This is a genomic window from Phaeobacter sp. HF9A (assembly GCF_011806385.1).
Taxonomy (GTDB): Bacteria; Pseudomonadota; Alphaproteobacteria; order Rhodobacterales; family Rhodobacteraceae; genus Epibacterium.
The window spans coordinates 1-22,358 of the sequence record NZ_JAATOX010000071.1 but is presented as its reverse complement, the minus strand read 5'-3'; the positions used below and the strand labels follow the sequence as shown (position 1 = coordinate 22,358).

At 63.1% G+C, this 22,358-nt stretch carries 21 protein-coding genes and 1 pseudogene; 5 read left to right on the top strand and 17 right to left on the bottom strand.

Going from position 1 to position 22,358, the window contains the following annotated elements; all coding sequences use genetic code 11:
• Window positions 1-75: 75 nt before the first annotated feature.
• The 6 genes and pseudogenes from HCZ87_RS13190 to mutM all read right to left on the bottom strand — a co-directional run.
• A pseudogene (locus tag HCZ87_RS13190) lies at window positions 76-240 on the bottom strand (AAA family ATPase); the annotation flags it as partial.
• A 63-nt stretch (window positions 241-303) separates the two neighbouring features.
• Window positions 304-1,425 (bottom strand): DNA polymerase III subunit beta, encoded by a 1,122-nt coding sequence (gene dnaN, locus HCZ87_RS13185; RefSeq protein ID WP_167644347.1) that lies wholly within the window; start codon window positions 1,423-1,425, stop codon window positions 304-306.
• A 282-nt stretch (window positions 1,426-1,707) separates the two neighbouring features.
• On the bottom strand, window positions 1,708-3,123 hold the full coding sequence (dnaA, locus tag HCZ87_RS13180) for a chromosomal replication initiator protein DnaA (protein WP_167644346.1): 1,416 nt from the start codon (window positions 3,121-3,123) through the stop codon (window positions 1,708-1,710).
• Between the two features lie 575 nt (window positions 3,124-3,698).
• A complete protein-coding gene (gene rpsT, locus HCZ87_RS13175) occupies window positions 3,699-3,962 on the bottom strand; it encodes a 30S ribosomal protein S20 (protein WP_167644345.1) in 264 nt (87 codons plus the stop codon).
• 298 nt (window positions 3,963-4,260) lie between these two features.
• Window positions 4,261-5,037 (bottom strand): enoyl-CoA hydratase, encoded by a 777-nt coding sequence (locus HCZ87_RS13170; RefSeq protein ID WP_167644344.1) that lies wholly within the window; start codon window positions 5,035-5,037, stop codon window positions 4,261-4,263.
• A gap of 65 nt (window positions 5,038-5,102) precedes the next feature.
• Window positions 5,103-5,954: a bifunctional DNA-formamidopyrimidine glycosylase/DNA-(apurinic or apyrimidinic site) lyase gene (gene mutM / locus HCZ87_RS13165; RefSeq protein ID WP_167644343.1), complete on the bottom strand. Its 852-nt coding sequence runs from the start codon at window positions 5,952-5,954 to the stop codon at window positions 5,103-5,105.
• An 85-nt stretch (window positions 5,955-6,039) separates the two neighbouring features.
• Here mutM and ubiE point away from each other — a divergent pair, with 85 nt between their 5' ends.
• Both ubiE and ubiB read left to right on the top strand, forming a co-directional pair.
• Entirely contained in the window at window positions 6,040-6,792 is a 753-nt protein-coding gene (gene ubiE, locus HCZ87_RS13160; protein WP_167644342.1) for a bifunctional demethylmenaquinone methyltransferase/2-methoxy-6-polyprenyl-1,4-benzoquinol methylase UbiE, read from the top strand.
• 3 nt (window positions 6,793-6,795) lie between these two features.
• Window positions 6,796-8,322, top strand: coding sequence for a 2-polyprenylphenol 6-hydroxylase (gene ubiB / locus HCZ87_RS13155; RefSeq protein WP_167644341.1), 1,527 nt, complete (start codon window positions 6,796-6,798; stop codon window positions 8,320-8,322).
• Between the two features lie 11 nt (window positions 8,323-8,333).
• Here ubiB and HCZ87_RS13150 read toward each other — a convergent pair whose 3' ends face one another.
• The 6 genes from HCZ87_RS13150 to HCZ87_RS13125 all read right to left on the bottom strand — a co-directional run bounded on the left by HCZ87_RS13150 (window position 8,334) and on the right by HCZ87_RS13125 (window position 15,325).
• Window positions 8,334-9,791, bottom strand: a complete 1,458-nt coding sequence (locus HCZ87_RS13150) for an aldehyde dehydrogenase family protein (protein ID WP_167644340.1) — start codon at window positions 9,789-9,791, stop codon at window positions 8,334-8,336.
• Complete coding sequence (locus tag HCZ87_RS13145; RefSeq protein ID WP_167644339.1) at window positions 9,784-10,257, bottom strand: GNAT family N-acetyltransferase; 474 nt, start codon at window positions 10,255-10,257, stop codon at window positions 9,784-9,786. Before HCZ87_RS13145 ends, HCZ87_RS13150 begins: the two co-directional genes overlap by 8 nt.
• Window positions 10,254-11,870, bottom strand: coding sequence for an ABC transporter ATP-binding protein (locus HCZ87_RS13140; RefSeq protein ID WP_167644338.1), 1,617 nt, complete (start codon window positions 11,868-11,870; stop codon window positions 10,254-10,256). The genes HCZ87_RS13145 and HCZ87_RS13140 overlap by 4 nt, the downstream gene beginning before the upstream one ends.
• 13 nt (window positions 11,871-11,883) lie before the next feature.
• Window positions 11,884-12,699, bottom strand: coding sequence for an ABC transporter permease (locus HCZ87_RS13135; RefSeq protein WP_167644348.1), 816 nt, complete (start codon window positions 12,697-12,699; stop codon window positions 11,884-11,886).
• A 73-nt stretch (window positions 12,700-12,772) separates the two neighbouring features.
• Window positions 12,773-13,720, bottom strand: a complete 948-nt coding sequence (locus HCZ87_RS13130; RefSeq protein WP_167644337.1) for an ABC transporter permease — start codon at window positions 13,718-13,720, stop codon at window positions 12,773-12,775.
• 126 nt (window positions 13,721-13,846) lie between these two features.
• Complete coding sequence (locus HCZ87_RS13125; protein WP_167644336.1) at window positions 13,847-15,325, bottom strand: ABC transporter substrate-binding protein; 1,479 nt, start codon at window positions 15,323-15,325, stop codon at window positions 13,847-13,849.
• 222 nt (window positions 15,326-15,547) lie between these two features.
• Here HCZ87_RS13125 and panB point away from each other — a divergent pair, with 222 nt between their 5' ends.
• The 3 genes from panB to glpK all read left to right on the top strand — a co-directional run bounded on the left by panB (window position 15,548) and on the right by glpK (window position 18,834).
• Window positions 15,548-16,384 carry a 3-methyl-2-oxobutanoate hydroxymethyltransferase gene (gene panB, locus HCZ87_RS13120; RefSeq protein WP_167644335.1) on the top strand — a complete coding sequence of 279 codons (837 nt, stop codon included), beginning with the start codon at window positions 15,548-15,550 and terminating at the stop codon, window positions 16,382-16,384.
• Window positions 16,385-16,398: 14 nt separating this feature from the next.
• Window positions 16,399-17,241, top strand: coding sequence for a pantoate--beta-alanine ligase (gene panC, locus HCZ87_RS13115; RefSeq protein ID WP_167644334.1), 843 nt, complete (start codon window positions 16,399-16,401; stop codon window positions 17,239-17,241).
• Between the two features lie 108 nt (window positions 17,242-17,349).
• Window positions 17,350-18,834, top strand: a complete 1,485-nt coding sequence (glpK, locus tag HCZ87_RS13110) for a glycerol kinase GlpK (RefSeq protein ID WP_167644333.1) — start codon at window positions 17,350-17,352, stop codon at window positions 18,832-18,834.
• Here the strand turns inward: glpK and idi are convergent.
• The 5 genes from idi to HCZ87_RS13085 form a co-directional block, all read right to left on the bottom strand.
• The gene (gene idi / locus HCZ87_RS13105; protein WP_167644332.1) at window positions 18,831-19,385 is read right to left on the bottom strand and encodes an isopentenyl-diphosphate Delta-isomerase; all 555 of its coding nucleotides are present in this window, start codon (window positions 19,383-19,385) and stop codon (window positions 18,831-18,833) included. The genes glpK and idi overlap by 4 nt on opposite strands.
• A 165-nt stretch (window positions 19,386-19,550) precedes the next feature.
• The gene (locus HCZ87_RS13100; protein WP_167644331.1) at window positions 19,551-20,003 is read right to left on the bottom strand and encodes a cytochrome c family protein; all 453 of its coding nucleotides are present in this window, start codon (window positions 20,001-20,003) and stop codon (window positions 19,551-19,553) included.
• Between the two features lie 131 nt (window positions 20,004-20,134).
• Window positions 20,135-21,154: a P1 family peptidase gene (locus tag HCZ87_RS13095; RefSeq protein ID WP_167644330.1), complete on the bottom strand. Its 1,020-nt coding sequence runs from the start codon at window positions 21,152-21,154 to the stop codon at window positions 20,135-20,137.
• Between the two features lie 109 nt (window positions 21,155-21,263).
• The gene (locus tag HCZ87_RS13090; RefSeq protein ID WP_167644329.1) at window positions 21,264-22,007 is read right to left on the bottom strand and encodes an SDR family oxidoreductase; all 744 of its coding nucleotides are present in this window, start codon (window positions 22,005-22,007) and stop codon (window positions 21,264-21,266) included.
• 68 nt (window positions 22,008-22,075) lie between these two features.
• On the bottom strand, window positions 22,076-22,358 hold a 283-nt coding region (locus HCZ87_RS13085), incomplete at its 5' end, for an aminoacyl-tRNA hydrolase (protein ID WP_167644328.1).

The window sequence follows — 22,358 nt, the reverse complement described above, 5'->3', positions numbered from 1 at the left end:
CCCCCCCCCCCCCCCCCCCCCCCCCCCCCCCCCCCCCCCCCCCCCCCCCCCCCCCCCCCCCCCCCCCCCCCCCCCCCGCCGCAAACCACGGCCGGGTGAGAACAGCGATACCGCTTCCAGAATATTGGTCTTGCCCGCGCCATTGTCGCCATGGATGGCCACAGGCCGCGCATCCAAATGCAAATCCGCCCGCAAATGCGAGCGGAAATGGGACATGAACAAGGAGGTCAGCGCCAGCACGGGGTCCCCCGGCCTTTCATCTTTTGACAAATATCCCCGCCGGAGGCCGTGCCGTCAGGCACGTCACACCCGCATAGGCATGACCACGTAGACGGCGCTCTCGTCGCTGCCTTCGCGCATCAATGTCGGATCACCGGAAGAGTTGAACATGAACACCGCGTTTTCGCGATCCACCTGATTGGCGATCTCCAGCAGGTATTTGGCGTTGAAGCCGATCTCCAGCCGCTCGTCGCTATAGGCCACGGCCAGCTCTTCTTCGGCGGCGCCGCTGTCCGGGGCATTTACCGACAGGATCAGCCGATCCTCATCCAGTTGCAGCTTTACCGCGCGGGAACGTTCGGACGATACGGTCGCCACCCGGTCCACCGCCTTGGCGAACTCGCTGGCGTCCACTTCCAGACGGCGGGTGTTGCCGACCGGAATCACCCGCGTGTAATCGGGGAAGGTGCCGTCAATGACCTTGGAGGTCAGGGTGATGTTCGGCGTCGCAAAGCGCACTTTGGTTTCGGACACCGAGACAGCGATATCCATCTCGTCGTCATCCAGCAGCTTGCGCATCTCGCCCACGGTCTTGCGCGGCACGATCACGCCGGGCATGTCCTCGGCGCCCATCGGCAGATCAGCGTCGATGCGGGCCAGGCGGTGACCATCGGTGGCAACACAGCGCAGCACCTTGCCCGCCGCCTCGCCGGTGGCGACATGCATGTAAACGCCGTTGAGGTAGTAGCGGGTTTCCTCGGTCGAGATCGCGAATTTCGACTTGTCGAACAGCCGCCGCAACACGGCCGCATTGGCGGTGAAATTGGTATGATATTCCGATGTCGCCATGACCGGGAAATCCTCGCGCGGCAGGGTCGCCAGCGAGAAGTTCGACCGGCCCGCTTCGACCGTCAGACGACCGGTGGCGGCATCGGCGGTGAGGGTGACCAGCGCCCCATCGGGCAGCTTGCGGACGATTTCGTGCAGCGTGGTGGCGGCGACCGTGGTGGCGCCGGCGCGCTCTACCTGCGCGGGGGCCTTGTCGACCACCTCGATATCGAGATCGGTGGCGCGGAACATCACGTCGCTGCCTTCGGCCTCGATCAGCACATTGGCGAGGATCGGAATGGTATTGCGGCGCTCCACGACCGACTGCGCCTGGGACACAGCCTTCAGAAGCGTGCCGCGTTCAATGCTGATTTTCATATCCCTCATTCCTCTTCGACTGGCAGTCTGGGGCAAACACCCCTGTGGTCGGGACAGGCAGATTACCGCTCTCCCCCTGCAACACAAGGTTTTTGTTGATTTCTCCAAGGGATTGGCAAGGCCGTCAAGAGCAGAGAGACCCGCCCCGCGGGAAAGTCGCAAAACAGTTGCGAATGGGTCTGATCTGACACGTCTGAAAACGCAAAACGGCCCCGCTGGGCATCCGGGGCCGTGATCGTTTGGCGGGCAGGTGAGGCGCGCCCGCCAGTGATGTGTCGCGCGCTACGCTTCCAGCGAGCGGCGCAGCATTTCGACGTCTTCGGCGATTTGCCCGTCGATCAGCTTCAGCTCCTCGATGCGCCGCACCCCATGCATCACGGTAGTGTGGTCACGGCCACCAAAACGACGCCCGATTTCCGGCAACGAGCGGCTGGTCAGCTGCTTGCAGAGATACATCGCCACCTGACGCGGCCGCGCATAGGAGCGCAGGCGTTTCGGGCCTATGATGTCGGACATGCGGATGTTGTAGTATTCCGAGACCTTGCGCTGGATTTCCTCGACGGTGATCTTGCGCTCCGAGGCGCGCAGAACATCGGCCAGACAGTCCTGCGTCAGATCCATGTCAATCTCGCGCCCGACCAGCGAAGCAAAGGCAAAGAGCCGGGTCAGCGCACCTTCCAGAACCCGCACATTGGTCGAGATCCGATGCGCCAGCAGTTCCAGCACGCCATCGGCGATCTGAAGGTCTGGGTAGGTCTTGCGGTTCTGTTGCACCTTGGTTTGCAGGATGCCGAGGCGCAGCTCGTAATCAGTGGGGTGCAGGTCGACCACCAGACCACATTGCAGGCGGGATTTCACCCGATCCTCCAGGTCCTTGATTTCACCCGGCGCGCGGTCGGCGGAGATGATGATCTGCTTGTTCTGATCCACCAACGCGTTGAAGGTGTGGAAGAATTCTTCTTGTGTGGAGTCCTTGCCGGCGATGAATTGCACGTCATCGACCATCAGCACATCCACCGAGCGGAACAGATGTTTGAAATCCATCATCTTGCGTTCGCGCAGGGCCTGCACAAAGCGGTACATGAACTGTTCTGCCGACAGATACAAAACGTTCAGATCCGGGTTGCGCTCTTTCAGCTCCCAGGCGATCGCATGCATCAGGTGGGTTTTACCAAGGCCGACACCGCCATAGAGCACCAGCGGGTTGAAGGTCACCGGACCACCCTCGGCCACGCGGCGCGCCGCGGCATGGGCCAGTTCGTTTGGCTTGCCGACGACAAAGCTGTCAAAGGTAAAGCGCGCATCCAGCGGCGCGGCCTGCAACTCCTCCAGCGGCGTCTTCGCGGAGGCAGACATGTCCCGGCTGGCAGGTTGCATCGCGGCAGGCACGACCTGTGTGTCCAGCGTCTCGATGGATTCGCCGGCGGTCGGCTGAACCGGACGAGTCGGCGAATTCGCCGCGACCTTGAAGGCAAGGCGCTGCACGGGTTCACCCGATACATTGAATTCATGCAGAATCAGATCTGCAAAGTTCTGGCTCACATAGTTGCCCATGAAGTTGGTGGGCACGTGAAAGGTCGCGACTCCACCCGTCACCTGGTCAAGCTCAAGAGGCTCGATCCAGGTGGTGAAATTGTTTTGCCCAACCGTTTTTAGCAAACGTTTTCTAAGTAGACCCCAAGTGTCGTCTGTCGTCATGCTGCGCCTCACGCATCCTGTGTTATGGCCTGATTTTCGGCCCGTCATTTCGTCCCATCCCGGCTGCCCGTTTTAAGGCAAATCCGGTAGCGATCAGGCATAAGAAGAGCGCCGCCAGTCTGCATGCAAACCAGCCCACACGTGTTTCGAAACCGAAAACAACGTAATGACCGTGCGGAAACACAAAAACCATCCGCCACGTGTAAAACGCTCGACCCAAAGCTTCGCTGATAAGGACAGATGCCTATGCACAGTGTTGGCATACATGCCAATAAAACACTGATCCGGTGTTCCGCGTATCACGCTTTACACCGGCTATCACAACCCTAATGCCCGTTAGAGTTGATGCGAGCAGCCTGTCCCCCCAGCGAATGAATCGCTTACACTGTAGTAGCAATTTCGGGCATGGAGCGGCAACGAAACTATGATGTTGACTCCGTATTCCCCCACCAAGGAATCTCCCGACTCGTCGGAAGTATCGGGAATCCCTAAAACAAAAAAAGCACCGCGTGCTGCGATGCTTTTTTCTGCTGAATTCTGGAAACCTGCCAGGCTTGGCGCAGTCTCAGAAGCGCTTAGCCCAGGGACTTAACCCGTGCGGACAGGCGGGAGATTTTCCGGGATGCGGTGTTCTTGTGATAGACGCCTTTGGTGACGCCGCGCATCAGTTCGGGCTGAGCGGCGCGCAGAGCTGCGGTCGCTGCTTCTTTATCGCCGGATGCGATGGCTTCTTCCACTTTACGCAGGTAGGTGCGGATGCGCGAACGACGAGCTTTGTTTACCGCGAAACGCTTTTCGTTCTGACGTGCGCGCTTCTTGGACTGAGGTGTATTTGCCATGGTATGGTGACCTTATCTTCGAGTTCGTATCTGTTTCAAATAGGCGAATGCCAGCCGAACCCGGATGTGATCACCGGTCGTGATTCTAGCCTGAGCGGGCTGCACGCGCATGTATAGCGGCGGTTCCTACTGGATTTAGGGCAGAAGCGCAAGCGCGCATTGTTCTGCACGGTAAAAGCCTATGAAACCAAAGAAAAAACGGGCGAAACCGCCCGCTTTTCAATCGCTGATCCAAGATCTGTGCGCCATGAGACCATCACGGCAGGGAAAGGGTTTATAACCGCCTCCCTCCAATGGGCTACTTGTCGCGGAACTGTGCTTCGCGCTTTTCTAGGAAGGCTGCCATGCCCTCCTTTTGGTCTTCTGTTGCGAACATGGAATGGAAGACCCGCCGTTCAAAGAGCATGCCCTCGCTCAACGGCAATTCATACGCGCGGTTGACGGCCTCTTTTGCGGCAATAGAGGTCAGGATGGATTTTTCGGTGATCTTTTGAGCGGCGGCCATCGCCTCTTCGATCAGCTTCTTGGCCGGAACCACGCGCGAGACCAGACCTGCGCGCTCCGCCTCTTCGGCGGTCATGAAACGACCAGTGAGGTTCATATCCATGGATTTGGATTTCCCGACAAAGCGGGTCAGGCGCTGGGTGCCGCCCATACCAGCGATCACACCGAGATTGATCTCGGGTTGGCCGAATTTGGCGGTCTCTGCGGCGATGATGAAATCGCACATCATGGCCAGTTCGCAGCCACCGCCCAGCGCATAGCCGGACACCGCCGCGATGATCGGTTTGCGGATCGCGCAGATGCGATCATTGGCAGCCGCGAACAGATTGGACGAGAACACATCCACATAGCTCAGCGTTGCCATTTCGGTGATATCCGCGCCCGCGGCAAATGCCTTTTCCGAGCCAGTCAGCACGATGCAGCGCACCTTGTCGCTGGCATCCGCTTCTTCCAGCGCGGCACAGAGCTCCTCCAGAAGGACCGCATTGAGCGCGTTCAACGCCTCGGGCCTGTTCAGCTTGATAAGGCAGACGTGGTCCTGAGTATCGACGTTGATCGTCTCATAGGCCATGACAATTCGCTTTCGGTTGTTTCTCCTGAACCTCCGTCATTATCATGGCAGTGCTCGCATTCAAGCTATCTTTGGCATTTGGCGCAGTAGAAGGAAGACCGGCCCGATTGGGTGATTCTGCTGACGGTGCCCCCGCATCCCTCGCGCCGGCAGGGCGCGCCTTCGCGTCCGTAGACATCAAAGCTGTGCTGGAAATATCCAAGTTCGCCATTAGCTTGGCGGAAATCCTTGAGCGAGGATCCACCCGCGTCGATGGCGTCGCGCAGCACCTGGCGGATGATCGGAACCATCGCGGCGACGCGGGGTGCGGCAATGCGGCCCGCTTCGCGACGTGGCGATATGCCGGCGCGAAAGAGGGTCTCGCAGACATAGATATTGCCAAGTCCGGCGATGATTCCCTGATCCAGAAGGGCGGATTTCACCTGCGTCTTGCGGCCGTTGAACGCGGCAATCAGATGGGATTCGTGAAAATCATTGCCAAGGGGTTCAGGCCCCAGCACCGCCAGCAGCTTGTGCTTTTCCGCCGTGGCGGTCTCCAACAGGTCCATGGCGCCAAAACGGCGCGGATCGTTAAAGGTGATGCGGGCGCCGTTCTCCATATGAAATACCACATGGTCGTGTTTCTGCGCCGCCGGGTGGTTATGGACGAATTGCCCCAGCGGATCGCCCGAGACGGTCATCCGCCCGGACATGCCGAGGTGAATCAACAGCGTCTCGCCGCGATCAAGATCCGCGAGGATGTATTTCGACCGCCGCCGCAGCGCGGTCACCCGCGCCCCGGTCAGCCGCTCGGCCATGCGCTCCGGGAAGGGCCAGCGCAGATCCGGGCGGTTCACCTCGGCGCGCTGGATCAGCGCCCCCTCCATCGAGGGCAGAAGGCCGCGCATCACCGTCTCGACCTCGGGCAATTCTGGCATTAGATGGCTCCTTGACAGATGGGCGCATTGTGCCGCCCAACAAGCGCCTTATAACAAGGGCGAAACTGCGAGGACGGCAAGCCCCATGACCGAGAATTCTGACCGCACCACCCATTTCGGCTTTAACACCGTGCCAGAACACGAAAAAGCAGGCCGCGTGCAGGGGGTCTTCAATTCGGTGGCGTCCAAATACGACATCATGAACGATGTGATGAGCGTCGGCATTCACCGGGTCTGGAAAGACGCGATGATGGATTGGCTGGCACCGCGCTCCGGTCAGCGGCTGCTGGATGTGGCGGGAGGCACCGGCGATATCTCCTTTCGGTTCCTGAAACGCGCGGGCCGTGGCCATTCCACCGTGCTGGATCTGACCACGCCGATGCTGGAAGAGGGCCGCAAACGCGCCGAGGCCGAGCAGATGGCCGACAGTCTCGACTGGATCACAGGCGATGCTATGGCGCTGCCGTTCAAGGACAATACCTTTGATGTCTATACCATCTCCTTTGGCATTCGGAACGTCACCCGCCCGCAGGAAGCCCTGAACGAGGCCTATCGCGTGCTGAAACCCGGTGGCCGCCTGATGGTGCTGGAATTCTCGCAGTTGCCCAATGACGGGCTGCAAAAGCTCTATGATCTCTATAGTTTCAACGTCATTCCGCGTATGGGCAAGCTGATCGCGAATGATTACGACAGCTATCAGTATCTGGTGGAATCGATCCGCAATTTCCCGGATCAGGAGACCTTCCTCGGCATGGTCAAACAGGCCGGGTTTGAGAATGCCAAATACCGCAACCTGTCGATGGGCATTGCCGCCCTGCACTCTGGCTGGAAGATCTGATCCATGCGTGGACCCCACAATATTATCCGCCTGATCCGCACGGGCGCCACGCTGGTGCGCACAGGTGCCATGAATGTGGTGCTGGATGCCTTTGACGCGCCCGCGCCGCTGCGCATGGTGGCCTATACGCTGGGCTGGCCGTTCCAGTGGCTCGGCTACAAGGGCGATCCGTCGATGCCGCCCGCCACAAGGGCGCTGACCGCGCTGGGCCCGGCCTATATCAAGTTCGGCCAGGTGCTCTCCACCCGCCCGGATGTGGTGGGCGAGGATATGGCGCTGCAACTGCGGGTGCTTCAGGACAAGCTGCCCCCCTTTCCCAAGGCGCAGGCCATGGCCGAGGTCGAAAAGGAGCTGGGCCGCCCGGTGCATGAGGTGTTCTCCGAGTTCTCCGAGCCGATCGCGGCGGCCTCGATCGCCCAGGTGCATCGCGCGACTCTGGCAGAGACCGGCGCCGACGTGGCGGTCAAAGTGCTGCGCCCGGGGATCGAGCGCGCCTTTCGCAAGGATGTGGATGCCTTCTACTTCGCAGCACGGATCGTTGATCTCTGTGCACCGGGCGCGCGGCGTCTGCGGCCAATGGATGTGATCGAACATTTCGATGGCGTGGTGCGGGGCGAGCTGGACCTGCGGCTGGAGGCCTCCGCCGCATCGGAATTTGCCGACAACACCGCAAAGGACGCAGGCTTTCAATTGCCGCCGGTGCTGTGGGATCTGTCAGCGCGCCGGGTGATGACACTGGGCTGGGCGGATGGCTTGCCGATCGGCGACAATGACGCGCTTGATGCGGCGGGCCACGACCGGCAGGCGCTGGGCGAACGGGTACTGTCGCTGTTTTTGAACCACGCGCTGCGCGATGGCTATTTTCACGCCGACATGCATCAGGGCAATATGAAGGTCGCCGCCAATGGCAATATCATCGCCTATGATTTCGGCATCATGGGCCATATCGACCTCTATACCCGCCGGGTCTACGCCGAGATCCTCTATGGTTTCATCAAGCGGGACTACCAGCGCGTGGCCGAGGTGCATTTCGAGGCAGGCTATGTGCCCGCCACGCAGGACGTGGATGAATTCGCCCGGGCCCTGCGCGCCGTGGGGGAGCCGATCTTTGGTATGGATGCCACGCGTATTTCGATGGGGCGGCTGCTGAACTATCTGTTTGAGGTGACCGAGCGCTTTGGCATGGAGACCCGCACAGAGCTGATCCTGTTGCAGCGCACCATGGTGGTGGTCGAGGGCGTCGCGCGCTCGCTCGATCCACGCATCAACATCTGGGACGTCGCCAAGCCGGTGGTGGAGGATTACATCAAATCCTCGATCGGGCCGCGCGCCATTGCGGCGGATCTTGGCAAGACCGCCTTTGTTCTGGCGCGGTTTGGTCCGCGCCTGCCCGCCCTGGTGGAGCGCGCCCTGGTGGCGCAATCACAGGAGCCAGAGACGCAGAATGGCCACCAACCCTGGAAACGCGCGGCGGCGCTTGGGGTGGTGGGCGGTGCGCTCCTCACGCTGCTTGTGGGGCATCTGATCTGATAGCGATGGGCTCAGCCGTGGTGCGCCGCCACGGTCTTGAGCTGTGAAAACCCATAAAGCGCCTCAAAGCCCTTTTCGCGGCCATGGCCGGATTTGCCGACCCCACCAAAGGGCAGCTCCACCCCGCCGCCCGCGCCATAGGTATTGAGGAAAACCTGCCCGGCCTTCAGGCGTTTGGCCAGCCGCAACTGCCGCGCGCCGTCCCGGGTCCAGAGTGCGGCAACCAGCCCATAGGCGGTGCCATTTGCGATGCGCACGGCCTCGTCTTCGCTATCAAAGGGGATCAGGACCTGCACCGGGCCAAAGATCTCCTGTTGCGCCAGCGGGTGATCGGGCGGCACATCGGCAAACAGCGTTGGCCGCACATAGGCGCCCGTTGCGGGCGCATGTGGCACGATCTGCCCCTGGCCCGCGATCTCCAGATCCGCGCCTTGCGCCAGGAACGCCTCGACGATCTCCTTTTGCCGCGCCGAGATCAGCGGACCCAGGCGCAGATCCTCTGCCGCCGGGCCGACGGTCAGCTCCGCATAGGCGGCAGACATGCGCGCCTTGACCTCCTCATAGACGGGCCGCTGCACCAGAATGCGCGAGGCGGCAGAGCAGGTCTGCCCCCCGTTTTGAATGCCTGCGTTCACCAAGAAGGGCAGGGCGGCATCAAGATCGGCATCGGCAAAGACGATCTGCGGGGATTTTCCCCCCAGCTCCAGCGTCACCGGCACCACGTTTTTGGCCGCAGCCGCCTGTACCAGCGCGCCGGTCGCCACCGAGCCGGTAAAGGAAATATGCTGAACCCCGCCATGGCCCGCCAGCGCCGCCCCGGCCTCGGCGCCAAGGCCGGGTACCAGGTTCAGCGCGCCAGCGGGCAGGCCCGCCTCTGCGGCGAGATGGGCAAAGGCCAGCGCGGTGAGGCAGGCCTCTTCGGCGGGTTTCAAAACGCAGGAATTGCCCATCGCCAGCGCCGCTCCGACCGAGCGGCCAATGATCTGCATCGGGTAGTTCCACGGCACGATATGGCCCGTGACGCCAAAGGGTTCACGCAGGGTGAAGACGGTATAGCCGTTCATATAGGGGATGCTCTCGCCCATCACCTTATCCGCCGCGCCACCGTAGAATTCGCAATAGCGCGCCAGCGCCACCGCATCTGCGCGCGCTTGGCTGAGTGGCTTGCCCACATCCATGACCTCCAGCGCCGCCAGTTTTTCCACGTTGTCCGCAATGAGTTGCCCCAGACGGGTGAGCAGGCGGCCCCGCTCGGTGGCGCTCATCTGCCCCCAGTCGCCATCCTGCGCGGCCTGGGCGGCAGTGACGGCGGCCTCCACGTCATCGGCGCCGCCTCGGGCGATCCGGCAGATTTCATTGCCGTCTGATGGGTTGAGCAGCGGCAGCGTTGCGCCGCTCTGAGCGGGCCGCCATGTGCCACCGATGAAACACAGGCTCGGGTCGAACCACAGGGGGGAGGTGTCAGCCATGGGTCACTCCATTGATTTCAAAGGTGAAGCTCTTGACCTGATGGTCGGTAAAGGGTGCGCCTTCGCGCAGGTTGCGCAGATTGGGGATCAGGCTGAGACAGGTGCCCCAGAAGGCCGCCGCCGACGCGGAATGCCGCGAAATTCCCATGCGCCAGTATCCGGGGAACTCGCTCAGGATCAGCGCCGCAGCCTGGCTGCCCAGCCCTTTGCGACGGTGCTGCGGCAGGATCATGAATTCGGAAAATTCGCGCCGGTCATCGGGCAGGTTCAACACGATGGCAAAGCCCACCCGGGTGCTGCCCTCGTGAATCCAGAAGGTGGTCACATCCTTGCGATTCAGCATCTGGCCTGCGCGCTCCAGCGGCGGGATGCGGCACTCCGGGGCGACCTCGGCCGCATAGGGCGCCAGGAGGGTGGCAAAGCGTCCACGCTCGCGCGGCAGGATCAGCGAGAGAGAGAGGCTCATGCGGGCGCCTCCATCTGTTCTTCTGGCGGGGGCGAGAGATCCGGGAGTTTGGGCGTCGCCGCGATCAGCGCGCGGGTGTAGTCATGTTCTGGCGCGGCAAAAACATGGGCAGTCGGCCCCTGTTCCACGATTTCGCCCTGTCGCATCACCAACACCCTGTCGCATACCTCGCGCACCACGCTCAGGTCGTGGCTGATGAACAGGTAGGTCAGCCCGTAGCTCTGGCACAGTTTGGCAATCAGATCGAGAATGCGCGCACGGACCGAGACATCCAGCGCCGAGACTGCCTCGTCAAAGATGATCAGCTCGGGGCGGGTGATCAGGGCGCGGGCGATGGCGATGCGCTGGCGCTGCCCGCCAGAGAACTCATGCGGGTATTTCTGCGCGTCCTGCGCCGAGAGCCCCACGTCCTCCAGCACCTGCGCCACCAGATCCTGCCGGGGCTGGCCGGTGGGGGCGTCAGGCGAAAGGTGGAAGGGTTCGGTGATCAATCGCTCCACCGGGTGGCGGGGGTTGAAGCTGCCGTAGGGGTCCTGAAACACCACCTGCATCGCTTGCCGCTCGGCGGGCTTGCGCTGCTGAGAGAGCGGTTGGCCGTTCAGAATGAGATCTCCGCCTTGCAGATCTTCGAGCCCCATTATGGCCCGGGTCAGGGTGGATTTGCCGCAGCCCGATTCGCCCACGAGCCCCAGTCGTTCGCCCTTGTGCAGGGTAAAGCTGACGTTATTGACGGCGCGAAACTGGCCGGGCTTGCCAAACAGCCCCTTGCGGGCGGTTGGGTAGTCGCGGATGGCGTTCTTCACCTCCAGGAGAGGCGTGGGCGCAGCCGGGGACTCGGGCAGGGTGACGCGATGTTTTGAGGCGGCAAACAGCATGCGCGTATAGGGATGGCGCTGGTGGGTCAGCACGCTCATGGTCGGGCCACGCTCCACCACCTCGCCCTTGCGCATGACCACGATGCGGTCGGCCAGATCCGACACCACTGCCAGATCATGGGTGATGATCATCAGCCCCATGTCATATTCGCGCACCAGATCGCGCAGCAGATCGAGGATCTGCGCCTGCGTGGTGACATCCAGCGCCGTTGTCGGCTCGTCCGCGATCAGCAGCTTGGGGCGCAGGGCGATGGCCATGGCGATGACCACCCGCTGCCGCTGTCCGCCCGAAAGCTCATGCGGGTAGCGATCCAGCGGAAACCGCTCCGGCGGCAGGCCCACGCGGGTGAGGGTGCGGCGTGCCTCGGCTTCGGCCTCGGTGCGGGACAGGTCGCTGTGGATCAGGATCGTTTCAGCCACCTGCGCGCCGATGGTCATCACCGGGTTCAGGGCGGTCATCGGCTCCTGAAAGATCATGCCGATATCGCGGCCGCGCCGTCGGCACATTTCGGTCTCGGTCAGCGCCGACAGATCCTCGTCGTTCAGATAGATCGCGCCTTTGGTCACCGCCGCCTGCGGCAGCAGGCGCATCACGGCAAAGGCGGTCATGGATTTGCCGGAGCCACTCTCGCCGGTCACCGCGAGGATCTCGCCCGCCGCGATGGAGAGGGTGACGTTGCGCAGGATCGGCAGCGCACCGATCGACAGCGTCAGCCCGGAGATATCCAACAGGCTCATGGCTGCCCCCCCGTCATGCGCGCCGCTCCATCAGGCGGGGATCGAAGCGGTCGCGCAGACCGTCGCCCAGCAGATTGAGCCCCAGTACCGTGAGGATGATCGCAAGCCCGGGCGCGATGGCCACATGGGGGGCGAGGCTGACCAGCGTCTGTGCTTCGGCCAGCATACGGCCCCAGCTCGGGGTCGGCGGCTGGGCACCAAGCCCGACATAGGAAAGGCCCGCCTCGGCCAGAATGCCCAGCGAGAACTGAATTGTGGCCTGCACGATCAAAAGGTTGACGATGTTGGGCAGGATATGTTCGGCGGAAATGCGGGCGTGGGATTTGCCCGCAACCCGCGCCGCGAGGATGAACTCCCGCGCCCAGAGGCTCAGCGCGGCCCCCCGCGCGACGCGGGCAAAGACAGGAATGTTGAAGATGCCGATGGCGATGATGGCATTGCCGGCGCTGGGGCCAAAGACGGCGGTGATCAGGATCGCAATCACCAGCGAGGGGAAGGCAAAGACCAGATCATTGCCGCGCATGATAAGCTCATCAAGCCAAGATCCGCGCATCGCCGCCGCCGCCAGCCCAAGCGGCACGCCGAGGCTGACACCAATCCCGACCGCCAGCAGCGCCACCGCAAGCGAGGTGCGCGCGCCGACCATGATCATCGACAGGATATCGCGGCCAAAGTGATCGGTGCCCAGCCAATGGACCGAATTGGGTGGCTGAAGCTTTGCCGGGATGTCCAGCACGGTGTGATCAAAGGGCGTCCAGACAAAGGACAACAGTGCCAGCAGCAGCATGAGGCCGGAGAGCGCGCCGCCAAGGATCAGGTTGCGGCTCATCAGCTTGACCACCCGCACGGGCGCAAACAGGCCAAGCGCGGCCAGCCTGAACAGATCCTGCATTCGCATTGTTTCACACCGCCCTCCGTAGCCTGGGGTCCACCAGCGCATAGGCCAGATCGACGAGGAAATTCACCAGAATCACCGCAAAGACCAGAAGCATCACCACGCTTTCGACAACGATCAGATCGCGGGCGGAGATCGCCTGGAACACCAGTCGCCCAAGGCCCGGCAGGTAGAAAACCTGCTCGATGATGATGGCCCCGGCGAGCAGGAAGGAAAACTGCAAGCCGATGATGGTCAGCACCGGGATCAGCGCGTTGCGCACCCCGTGACGGCGGATTGCCTGCCCCTGCGTGAGGCCCTTGGCACGGGCGGTGCGCATGAAATCGTCGCGCAGCACCTCCAGGAGGGCAGAGCGCATCACCCGCGCCAGAATCGCCGCCTGCGGCAGGGCCAGCGCCACGGCGGGCAGGGTCAGCGCGCGCAGCCCGGCCCAGATGCCCGCGTCCCAGCCGACAAAGCCGTCCGCCGCGAACCAGCGCAGTTTGATGGCAAAGACCAGAACCAGCAGCATCGCAAACCAGAAATTCGGCACCGCCACGCCCAGTTGCGTTGCTCCCATCACCGCAACGTCGCCCATCTTGCCACGTCGCGAGGCGGCGTAGATCCCGGCGGGCAGGGCGATCACGGTGGACAGCACCAGCGCATAAATCGCCAGCGGCAGAGAGACCCAAAGCCGCTCTGCCACCATCTCGGCGACCGGGGTGCGATAGGTATAGGAGGTGCCGAAATCACCGGTCACCAGCCCGCCCACCCAGCTCAGATAGCGGCTGGCCTTGCTTTGATCGAGGCCAAGCTCGTTGCGCAGCGCGGCGACGGTGTCCTCCTGTGCGCCCGTGCCAAGCATATAGGCGGCGGGGTCACCGGGAGCGATTTCGATCACCGCAAAGATCACCGCCGAGGCGACGATGAGGCTCAGCAGGAGAGAGACCAGACGTTTGATGAGATAGTGCAGCATTGGCGGCAGGTTAGGCGGCGGCAGCGCAAGCGTCCAGAGGCGATATGTGAAAACACCAACCCCGCCGAACACGGCGTCCGGCGGGGCTGTAATTCAAGGCAGAGCTTCAGTCTGTGCTGCTCGGGGTTAGTCGTCCCAGCTCAGCGCGCCGATTTCGATCGCGGCGGTGGGGGCATTGACCCAGATCCCCTTCAGGCCGGCCTTGGCAACGCCCAGTTTGGCCAGCTGGAACAGATAGCCGTTCACATAGTCGTCGGCGATGATGGTCTGCGCCTGCTGCAACATCTGGGTGCGTTGCTCGGGGTCTGTGGTGGCATTCAGACGGTTCATCAGCCCCTGCAAATCCGGGTTGTCATACTGGAAGTAATAGCCGGGTCGGGCATAGATGCCGATGTCCATCGGTTCGGTATGGCTGACGATCGACAGGCCGTAATTCTTGCCCTTGAACACGGTTTCCAGCCATTGCGCCCATTCCACATTGATGATCTGCGCGGTGATGCCGACCTGGGCCAGCTGCGCCGCCACGATCTCGCCGCCGCGCCGCGCATAGGCCGGGGGCGGCAGGTGCAGCGTGGTTTCAAACCCGTCCGGCAAACCGGCCTCGGCCAGCAGGGCGCGCGCCTTTTCGGGATCATAGGCGGATTGCGCCGTCAGATCCACATAGGCGGGGTTATGCGGCGCGAAATGGGTCCCGATCGGGGTGCCATAGCCGAACATCGCACCATCAATGATCGCGCTGCGGTCAATGGCATGGGCGATCGCCTCCCGCACCTTGGGGTTGTTGAAAGGCGGCTGGGCGTTGTTGGTCGACAGGATCGTCTCGCCTTCTGTCGATCCCACCAGCACCTGAAACCGCGGATCTGCCTCAAACTGCACCACATTCTCGGGCGCCGGGAAGTTGTCAAAGGCGTCAATGTCCTCGGCCATCAGGGCCGCAAAGGCGGCGGTGGGATCCGAGATGAACTTGATCGTCGCACCGGTGAGCGCCGGGATCTCGCCCCAGTAACTGGGGTTGCGGACCAGCTCCACCCGGTCGCCCTGCACCCATTCGCCGAACCGATAGGGGCCGGTGCCATTGGGCGCGGTTTTTAGCGTCTCCACGGTTTCCGGCGCCACGATCACCGCATCGCCCCAGGCCAGGTTGAACAACAGGCTGCCGTTGGGTTCCGACAGGGTGACCTCCACTGTCAGCGGATCAACCACTTTGACGTCGGAGATCGCGGAAAACAGCGCCTTTTGCGCATTGGTGCTGTCCTCTGCCCGGGCCCGATCCAGCGAGAATTTCACATCCTCCGCATCCATCGTGCTGCCGTCGTGAAAGGTGACCCCTTCATTCAGGTGAAACGTGTAGGTCAGCCCGTCTTCGGAAATCTCCCAGGATTTCGCCAGCAGGGGAACCACCGCGCCGTCGGGGGTGAAGCGTGTCAGCCCCTCAAAGATATTGAGGTAGACGATATTATCAATCGCCTGCGCCGCGCCGCCAGTGGGGTCCAGATGCGGTGGTTCCAACTGGGTGGCATAGGTTACGGTGTCCTTGGCCCAGGCGGCCCCGGCCATCAGTCCGAGCGCGGAAACAGCGGCCACGAATGGCGTCTTGAAGTCCATGGAAACGATCCCTCCTGTGTCAGCGCGCAGGGTGCACGCTGTATCCTGTCGCCCAATGTCTTTGGGCGTTATCCGCAGCAAAGGGCTTTTTGCGCGCGTAATCAAGCTTTGCTGCACTGCCGCGTGACTGGTAAGGACGCGTGGCAGATGATAAAGAGCTGCAACTTTGCCCGCTTTGGTCCCCCAATACCCGTGGGATCCGCCCAGTCAGGGAGCCAAGACATGAGCGCCACTGCCCGCAAGACCGCCCTCAACGCCGAGGATATCCGCGCGATGAAAGGGCAGCGCCCCATTGTCAGCCTCACGGCCTATACCACGCCGATGGCCCGGCTGATGGACCAACATTGCGATTTTGTGCTGGTCGGCGACAGTGTTGGCATGGTGCTGCATGGGCTCAGCTCCACCCTTGGCGTGACGATGGAGATGATGGTGATGCATGGCGCCGCCGTCGCGCGCGGGTTGTCGCGGGCGATGATGGTCATCGACATGCCCTTTGGCTCTTACGAGGAAGGCCCGGCGCAGGCTTTCCGCAATGCCGCCCGGCTGATGTCCGAGAGCGGCGCGGCGGCGGTCAAGCTCGAAGGCGGGGTTGAGATGGCCGAGACCATCCGCTTTTTGGTGAAGCGCGGCATCCCGGTGATGGCCCATATCGGCCTGACGCCGCAGTCGATCAACACGCTGGGCGGCTACAAGGTGCAGGGCCGCGACGCCGCGGCGCAACCGCTGATCGCCGATGCCCGCGCGGTGGCCGGGGCTGGCGCTTTTGCCGTGGTGCTGGAAAAAGTTCCGGCTTCTCTGGCGGACCACGTCACAGAGATCATCGACATCCCCACCATCGGCATCGGTGCCTCGGCGGGCTGTGATGGTCAGGTGCTGGTGGTGGATGACATGCTTGGCTTTTTCACTGCCTTCAAACCGAAATTCGTGAAACGCTACGCCGACCTTGGCCCCACGGCTGAAGCGGCCATCGCCGAATATGCCGCCGAGGTGCGCGCGCGCAGCTTCCCGGCCCCGGAACATACCTTTGCCGATACCGTCCCGGCCAAGACAAAGACCTGAAGGAACCCCAAGCGATGACACCTCCGATCCTGCGCCGTCTTGACGATTTGCGCGCGCTTCGCCGTGACTGGACGCAAAAGGGCGAAAGCCTGGGCCTTGTGCCGACAATGGGCGCGCTGCACGCGGGACATCTGTCGCTGGTGGAGGCAGCAAAAGCCGTCTGTGATCATGTGGTTGTGACAATTTTTGTGAACCCGTTGCAGTTCAACAGCCCCGAGGATCTGGCCAATTATCCCCGCACCGAGCATGAGGACGCCGCCAAGCTCGCGCCCTACGGCGTTGATGCGATCTATGTGCCTGACCCGGATCAGATCTATCCGCAGGGCTATGCCACCACCGTCAGCCTGAGTGGCGTGACCGAGGTCATGGAAGGCCCCAACCGCCCCGGTCATTTTGAAGGGGTCGCCACCGTCGTGGCCAAGCTGTTCCTGCAATCCGGTGCCGACCGCGCCTTCTTTGGCGAGAAGGATTACCAGCAGCTGATGGTGGTGAAACGCATGGCGCGGGATCTGGATATTCCCATCGAGGTCACTGGCTGCCCCACCGTGCGCGAAGCCTCTGGTCTGGCCATGTCTTCGCGCAATATGCGCCTGTCGCCGCAGGGGCTGGAGGTCGCGGGTCAGCTCAACCCGATGATGGAGGCCGCCGCCGCGCAGCTGCGCGCGGGCGCGGATTACGCGCCGCTGGAGGTCGGGATGCGCAGAAAACTGGCCGAGCTGGGCTTTGAAGACGTGGAATATCTCGATCTGCGCTGCGCCGAGGATCTCTCGGCGATGGCGCGGCTGGATAGGCCCGCCCGGATGTTCGTCGCGGCCTGGCTCGATGGGGTGCGGCTGATCGACAATATCGCGGTATAGCGCGCGGCCAATGCCGGGCGATTGCGTACTAAGTGATTAGTAAGGACTGGTCGCGCTAACGTATTTATGTCTAATCTCCGCTCCAAGACATGATTTGGAGGGGAGCTCATGACCTATATTCTTGCAATCGACCAGGGGACCACCTCGACGCGCGCAATCCTGTTTGACGCCGAGATGCAGATGGTCGCAGTCGCGCAGGAAGAGTTCCCGCAGCATTATCCGCAGGCCGGCTGGGTGGAACACGACCCGGAGGATCTCTGGTCCACGACGCTCTCCACCTGCCGTAAGGTATTGGCGGACAAGGGCGTTTCGGCGACCGATATTGCCGGGATCGGCATCACCAACCAGCGCGAAACCACGGTGGTCTGGGATCGCTCCACCGGCAAGGCGATCCACAACGCCATCGTCTGGCAGGACCGGCGCACCACCGCGATCTGCGAGGGGCTGCGCAAGGCGGGGTATGAGGAGCGGGTGCGCGAGACAACCGGCCTGCTGCTGGATCCCTATTTCTCCGGCACCAAGGTGAAATGGATCCTCGATCAGGTTGAAGGTGCGCGCGCTCGGGCCAAGGCAGGCGAGCTGATGTTCGGCACCGTTGACAGCTTTCTGATCTGGCGGCTCACCGGCGGAGCGTCGCATGTCACCGATGCCACCAACGCGGCGCGCACCTTGATGTATGACATCAACGCGGGCCAATGGAGCGCCGAGATCTGCGAAATGCTGGATGTGCCGCAGGCGATGCTGCCCGAGGTCAAGGACTGCGCGGCGGCGTTCGGCAGCACGGAGGCAGAGCTCTTTGGCGGTGCAATCCCGATTCTTGGCGTGGCGGGGGATCAGCAGGCCGCAACGGTCGGGCAGACCTGTTTTGAGCCGGGCATGATGAAATCCACCTATGGCACCGGCTGTTTTGCCCTGTTGAACACCGGCGATGCGCCGGTCTTGTCACAAAACCGCATGCTGACCACCATCGCTTATCAGCTTGACGGCAAGCCAACCTATGCGCTGGAAGGCTCGATTTTCATCGCCGGGGCGGCGGTGCAATGGCTGCGGGATGGGCTGGGGATCATCGGCAAGGCGAGCGAAACCGGTGTGCTGGCCGAGCGCGCGGACCCGGGGCAGGACGTGATCCTGGTGCCCGCCTTCACCGGCCTTGGCGCGCCCTATTGGCAGCCGGACTGCCGCGGCGGCATGTTCGGGCTGACCCGCAATTCCGGCCCGGCAGAGTTCGCCCGCGCGGCGCTGCAAAGCGTGGCCTATCAGACCCGCGACCTCTGGGAGGCGATGCGCGCCGACTGGCAGGGCGAGGCCAATGTCACCCTGCGCGTCGATGGCGGCATGAGCGCCAGCGATTGGGCGATGCAGAGCCTCTCGGATATTCTGGGCGCTGCCGTTGACCGGCCGGTGATGCAGGAAACCACGGCGCTGGGCGCGGCCTGGCTGGCGGGCATGAAGGCGGGGGTCTACCCGGATCAGGCGGGATTTGCGGCAACCTGGGCGCTTGATCGCCAGTTCACCCCGGCAATGGAGGCCGAAACGCGCGAGGCCGCCTATGCGCGCTGGCAACGCGCGGTTCAGGCGGTGATCGGCGTCTAGCGGATATCGGGAGACAGCAGGTCGGCGTCAAAGATCACATTGGCATGCTCTGCCAGATAGATCTTCAGCCAGGGGGTAAATCGCTCCGGCTGCTGGCGGACCTCGGCCACGAGGTCGTGATAGCCCATCCAGCGGGTCTCCATCACCTCGGCCGGATTGGGCGAGAGCGCCAGCGGGGCCTGCACCTGGGCGAGATAGACATCGACCACCTCATGTTCGATCAACCCGCCGCCAACATCGGCGCGATATTCCAGCGTCTGGCGATACTCGGGCGCTAGCCCCCGGATGCCGAGCTCTTCTTGCAGGCGGCGCTGGGCGCAGACCTCCGAGGGTTCATCCCACAGGGGATGCGTGCAGCAGGTATTCGCCCAGAGCCCGGGCGTGTGGTATTTTCCCAGCGCCCGCCGCTGCATCAGGATCTGGCGCCCCTGCACCACAAAGACGGACACGGCCTTGTGCCGCAGCCCCTCCTGATGGGCGCGCAGCTTGTCCACCGGGGTCAGGTGACCCTCCACCCAGGCTGGGATCAGATCGGGACGAGGCTCTGTCATGGATTTCCTGCGGTGCCAATTGTGGGGTGCGCTGATGCTGACGTGTACGCGCTGGCCCGGGGATGTAGCGCATGCTCCGGTCAGGCTCAAGCGCGTCTGAGCCACAGCAAGACGCCGCGCCCCGGAAAGGGCACGGCGTTGGGCATGGTCTCGCTGAAATCGCCTTTATTCAGAAGCAGGGGCCTCTTCGGTCTCGGCGGCGGGCTCGGCTGCGCCGAATTGCGCGAGATAGGCGTAGACATCCTCGCCACCCTTCTTCAGGCGGAAAGACATATTTGATTTTGCTTTGGAATCATCGAGGTAGTCGCGCAGGAAATCGCGCGGGTTCTGCACGTATTTTGCCAGCTGCTCCTCATTCCAGACCAGACCGGCCTCGCCTGCGGCAACAAGATCGTCGCCATAGCGAAAGCCCTCAACGGAGCCAGCCTTGCGACCCGCCAGGCCATAGAGGTTGGGACCGGTGGAGCCGCCTTTTGCGATCACCTCGCCCGAATCAGAGACGATCTGGTGGCAGGATTTGCATTTCTTAAAGGTCTTTTCGCCCTTCTCGATGTCTCCTTCGGCCAGAACCGGTGTGGCAAGGCAGGCGATAAAAGCGGCTGCTGCGTAGTATTTCATTCAATTGGCTCCTCTGCGTTCAAGTCGCTGTCCGCAGCTTCTTGTGCAAGCCCGCCGGAGTCAACGCGACAGAATGGTCGCGAGCCCGTCCAAGTGGGGGCCGACCTATCCTGTTTGCGGGTCTGCGCATCTCACACAGACCAGCAGGGCAGCAGATCGCCCGGCTCTGGGCGGGCCTCGTAAATGGCGCGGGCGATGGCCCGGCTGAGGCAGAGCGCACCCGCATGGCACAGGCCGAGCATCTCTTGCGCCGGGTCCGCCATATCGCGGGCGCCGGTGGCGGCGGCAAAGACCAGATCCCCGTCATGCGGCCCATGCGCGGGCACAATGGCGCGGGCCATGCCATCATGGGCGGCGGTGGCCATGCGCTGGGCTTCGGCCTTGGTCAGCCTGGCGTCGGTGGCGACAATGGCGATGGTGGTATTGGCCCCGTTGGAGGAGACGGGCGCCCCGGTAAGATCCGCCATGGCCTCCATCTTGCGGTTGCGCAGGCTGCGCCCCAGCCCCGCCTCTGGGTCCGGGCCCAGCCCACCGAATTCGCCGTCGATCTCGTAGGGGGCGGCCCAGAAATGGCGCTCTCCCGGCGTGGTGACGGAGCCGATGGGATTGGCCACCACCAGCGCGCCGACCATATGGCCACTGTCGAGCCGCAGCGAGGCAGAGCCCAGCCCACCCTTTTGCATGCCCGTCAGCGCGCCAGTGCCTGCGCCGATACTGCCAAGCGTGAAATCGGTGCTGGCGGCCTCCAGCGCGGCGCGACCGAGTGCGGGATAGGGGCTGTCCTGCCAATCCTTGTCGCCGCCGTTCAGCAAATCAAAGATGATCGCGCCGGGCACGATCGGCACAATGGCGGGACCAAGGCGAAAGCCGCGCCCCATCGCCCGCAGCCCTGCCACCACGCCCGAACAGGCATCCAGCCCATAGGCAGAGCCCCCCGAGAGCACCAGCGCATCCACCGCCTGCACGGTTTTGTCGGGGGCAAGGAGGTCCGTTTCGCGGGTGCCGGGTGCGCCGCCCATGATATGAACGGCGGCGGTGAAGGGCTGATCGGCGGTCAGCACCGTGGTGCCGGATTTCAGCCCCGCATCGGAGGCATTGCCAACCCTGAGGTCAGCGATATCGGTGATCAGGTTGCGGGGGCCGGGTGTCATGATGGTGGATCCTCGTGCCTCGGGTTGTGTCGCAGGTTACAAAGCGGAGCGCCCGTGCCGGGCGCGCAGGATGAGCGCTGGCGCGCCGGTGGGCGTTCTGGCGCAGCCGTCAGATACATCTGCCGCCGTCCACCTCCATGCAGACGCCGGTGACCATGCTGGCCTCGTCCGAACAGAGGTAGAGCGCCGCATTGCCCATGTCCTCTGGGGTGGAGAACCGCCCCAGCGGAATGGAGGAGAGGAATTTTGCGCGGATTTCCGGCGTGTCCTCGCCCATGAAGGATTTCAGAAGGGGCGTTTCCCCCGCCACCGGGTTGATCGCATTGACGCGCACACCCGCCGGCGCGAGTTCCACCGCCATGGTGCGGGTGGCGGTGATCATCCAGCCCTTGGAGGCATTGTACCAGTTGAGGTTGGGGCGGGGCGAGACGCCCGCGGTGGAGGCCACATTCAGGAGGCTGCCCCGACCCCGCGATTTCATATGGGGCACCAGCGCGCGGGCGGTCAGGTAGACGGATTTCATGTTGACGTTGAACACCCGGTCGAAATCCTCTTCGGAGACCTCCTCCAGCGGGGTGGGAAGATGGGTAATTCCGGCATTGTTGACCAGAATATCAACATGGCCGAAGGCCGTGATCGCGGCCTCTGCCATGGTCTCGACCGAGGCGCGTTGGCTTACATCGACCGTCTGGGCGATGGCTGCGGTATGCGTTGCGGCCATGTCTGCGGCGGCGGCCCCGTTGATATCGGCGATCATCACCCGGGCACCTTCGCGCAGGAAGGCTTCAACGATACCCTTGCCAAAACCCGATGCACCGCCGGTTACAATGGCGGTCTTGTCCTTGAGACGCATGGTGTTCTCCTCCAACCCTGTGTTTTCAACAGGATGGCGCGGCGCGGCGCCGGGGGCAATCGGGAATGTCAGCTGTCGTCCACACGCCCGCGCAGGGTTTTGACCTCGGCGCGGGTTTTCTTGGCCTTGATGCGGCGCTCGACGCTGCCCCGGGTGGGTTTGGTGGCGATGCGGCGTTTGGGTTTCACCAGTGCGCGGCGGATCAGCTCGGCGAGGCGTTCGCGCACGATCTCGCGGTTGCGCACCTGCGAGCGGGTCTCGTCACATTGCAGGATGAGCGCGCCATCCTTGCTCCAGCGCCGCCCCGCGATACGGCGCAGGCGGGGCTTTACCCGGGCGGGCCGGTGCGGG

Excerpts from the sequence above, each read along its gene's own strand:
- HCZ87_RS13095 (WP_167644330.1), bottom strand. The coding sequence starts at position 21,154 with ATGACACCCGGCCCCCGCAACCTGATCACCGATATCGCTGACCTCAGG.
- HCZ87_RS13125 (WP_167644336.1), bottom strand. The coding sequence starts at position 15,325 with ATGGACTTCAAGACGCCATTCGTGGCCGCTGTTTCCGCGCTCGGACTG.
- rpsT (WP_167644345.1), bottom strand. The coding sequence starts at position 3,962 with ATGGCAAATACACCTCAGTCCAAGAAGCGCGCACGTCAGAACGAAAAG.
- HCZ87_RS13135 (WP_167644348.1), bottom strand. The coding sequence starts at position 12,699 with ATGAGCCGCAACCTGATCCTTGGCGGCGCGCTCTCCGGCCTCATGCTG.
- dnaN (WP_167644347.1), bottom strand. The coding sequence starts at position 1,425 with ATGAAAATCAGCATTGAACGCGGCACGCTTCTGAAGGCTGTGTCCCAG.
- glpK (WP_167644333.1), top strand. The coding sequence starts at position 17,350 with ATGACCTATATTCTTGCAATCGACCAGGGGACCACCTCGACGCGCGCA.
- panC (WP_167644334.1), top strand. The coding sequence starts at position 16,399 with ATGACACCTCCGATCCTGCGCCGTCTTGACGATTTGCGCGCGCTTCGC.
- dnaA (WP_167644346.1), bottom strand. The coding sequence starts at position 3,123 with ATGACGACAGACGACACTTGGGGTCTACTTAGAAAACGTTTGCTAAAA.
- mutM (WP_167644343.1), bottom strand. The coding sequence starts at position 5,954 with ATGCCAGAATTGCCCGAGGTCGAGACGGTGATGCGCGGCCTTCTGCCC.
- HCZ87_RS13145 (WP_167644339.1), bottom strand. The coding sequence starts at position 10,257 with ATGAGCCTCTCTCTCTCGCTGATCCTGCCGCGCGAGCGTGGACGCTTT.
- ubiB (WP_167644341.1), top strand. The coding sequence starts at position 6,796 with ATGCGTGGACCCCACAATATTATCCGCCTGATCCGCACGGGCGCCACG.
- HCZ87_RS13140 (WP_167644338.1), bottom strand. The coding sequence starts at position 11,870 with ATGAGCCTGTTGGATATCTCCGGGCTGACGCTGTCGATCGGTGCGCTG.
- HCZ87_RS13170 (WP_167644344.1), bottom strand. The coding sequence starts at position 5,037 with ATGGCCTATGAGACGATCAACGTCGATACTCAGGACCACGTCTGCCTT.
- panB (WP_167644335.1), top strand. The coding sequence starts at position 15,548 with ATGAGCGCCACTGCCCGCAAGACCGCCCTCAACGCCGAGGATATCCGC.
- HCZ87_RS13150 (WP_167644340.1), bottom strand. The coding sequence starts at position 9,791 with ATGGCTGACACCTCCCCCCTGTGGTTCGACCCGAGCCTGTGTTTCATC.
- idi (WP_167644332.1), bottom strand. The coding sequence starts at position 19,385 with ATGACAGAGCCTCGTCCCGATCTGATCCCAGCCTGGGTGGAGGGTCAC.
- HCZ87_RS13090 (WP_167644329.1), bottom strand. The coding sequence starts at position 22,007 with ATGCGTCTCAAGGACAAGACCGCCATTGTAACCGGCGGTGCATCGGGT.
- ubiE (WP_167644342.1), top strand. The coding sequence starts at position 6,040 with ATGACCGAGAATTCTGACCGCACCACCCATTTCGGCTTTAACACCGTG.
- HCZ87_RS13100 (WP_167644331.1), bottom strand. The coding sequence starts at position 20,003 with ATGAAATACTACGCAGCAGCCGCTTTTATCGCCTGCCTTGCCACACCG.
- HCZ87_RS13130 (WP_167644337.1), bottom strand. The coding sequence starts at position 13,720 with ATGCTGCACTATCTCATCAAACGTCTGGTCTCTCTCCTGCTGAGCCTC.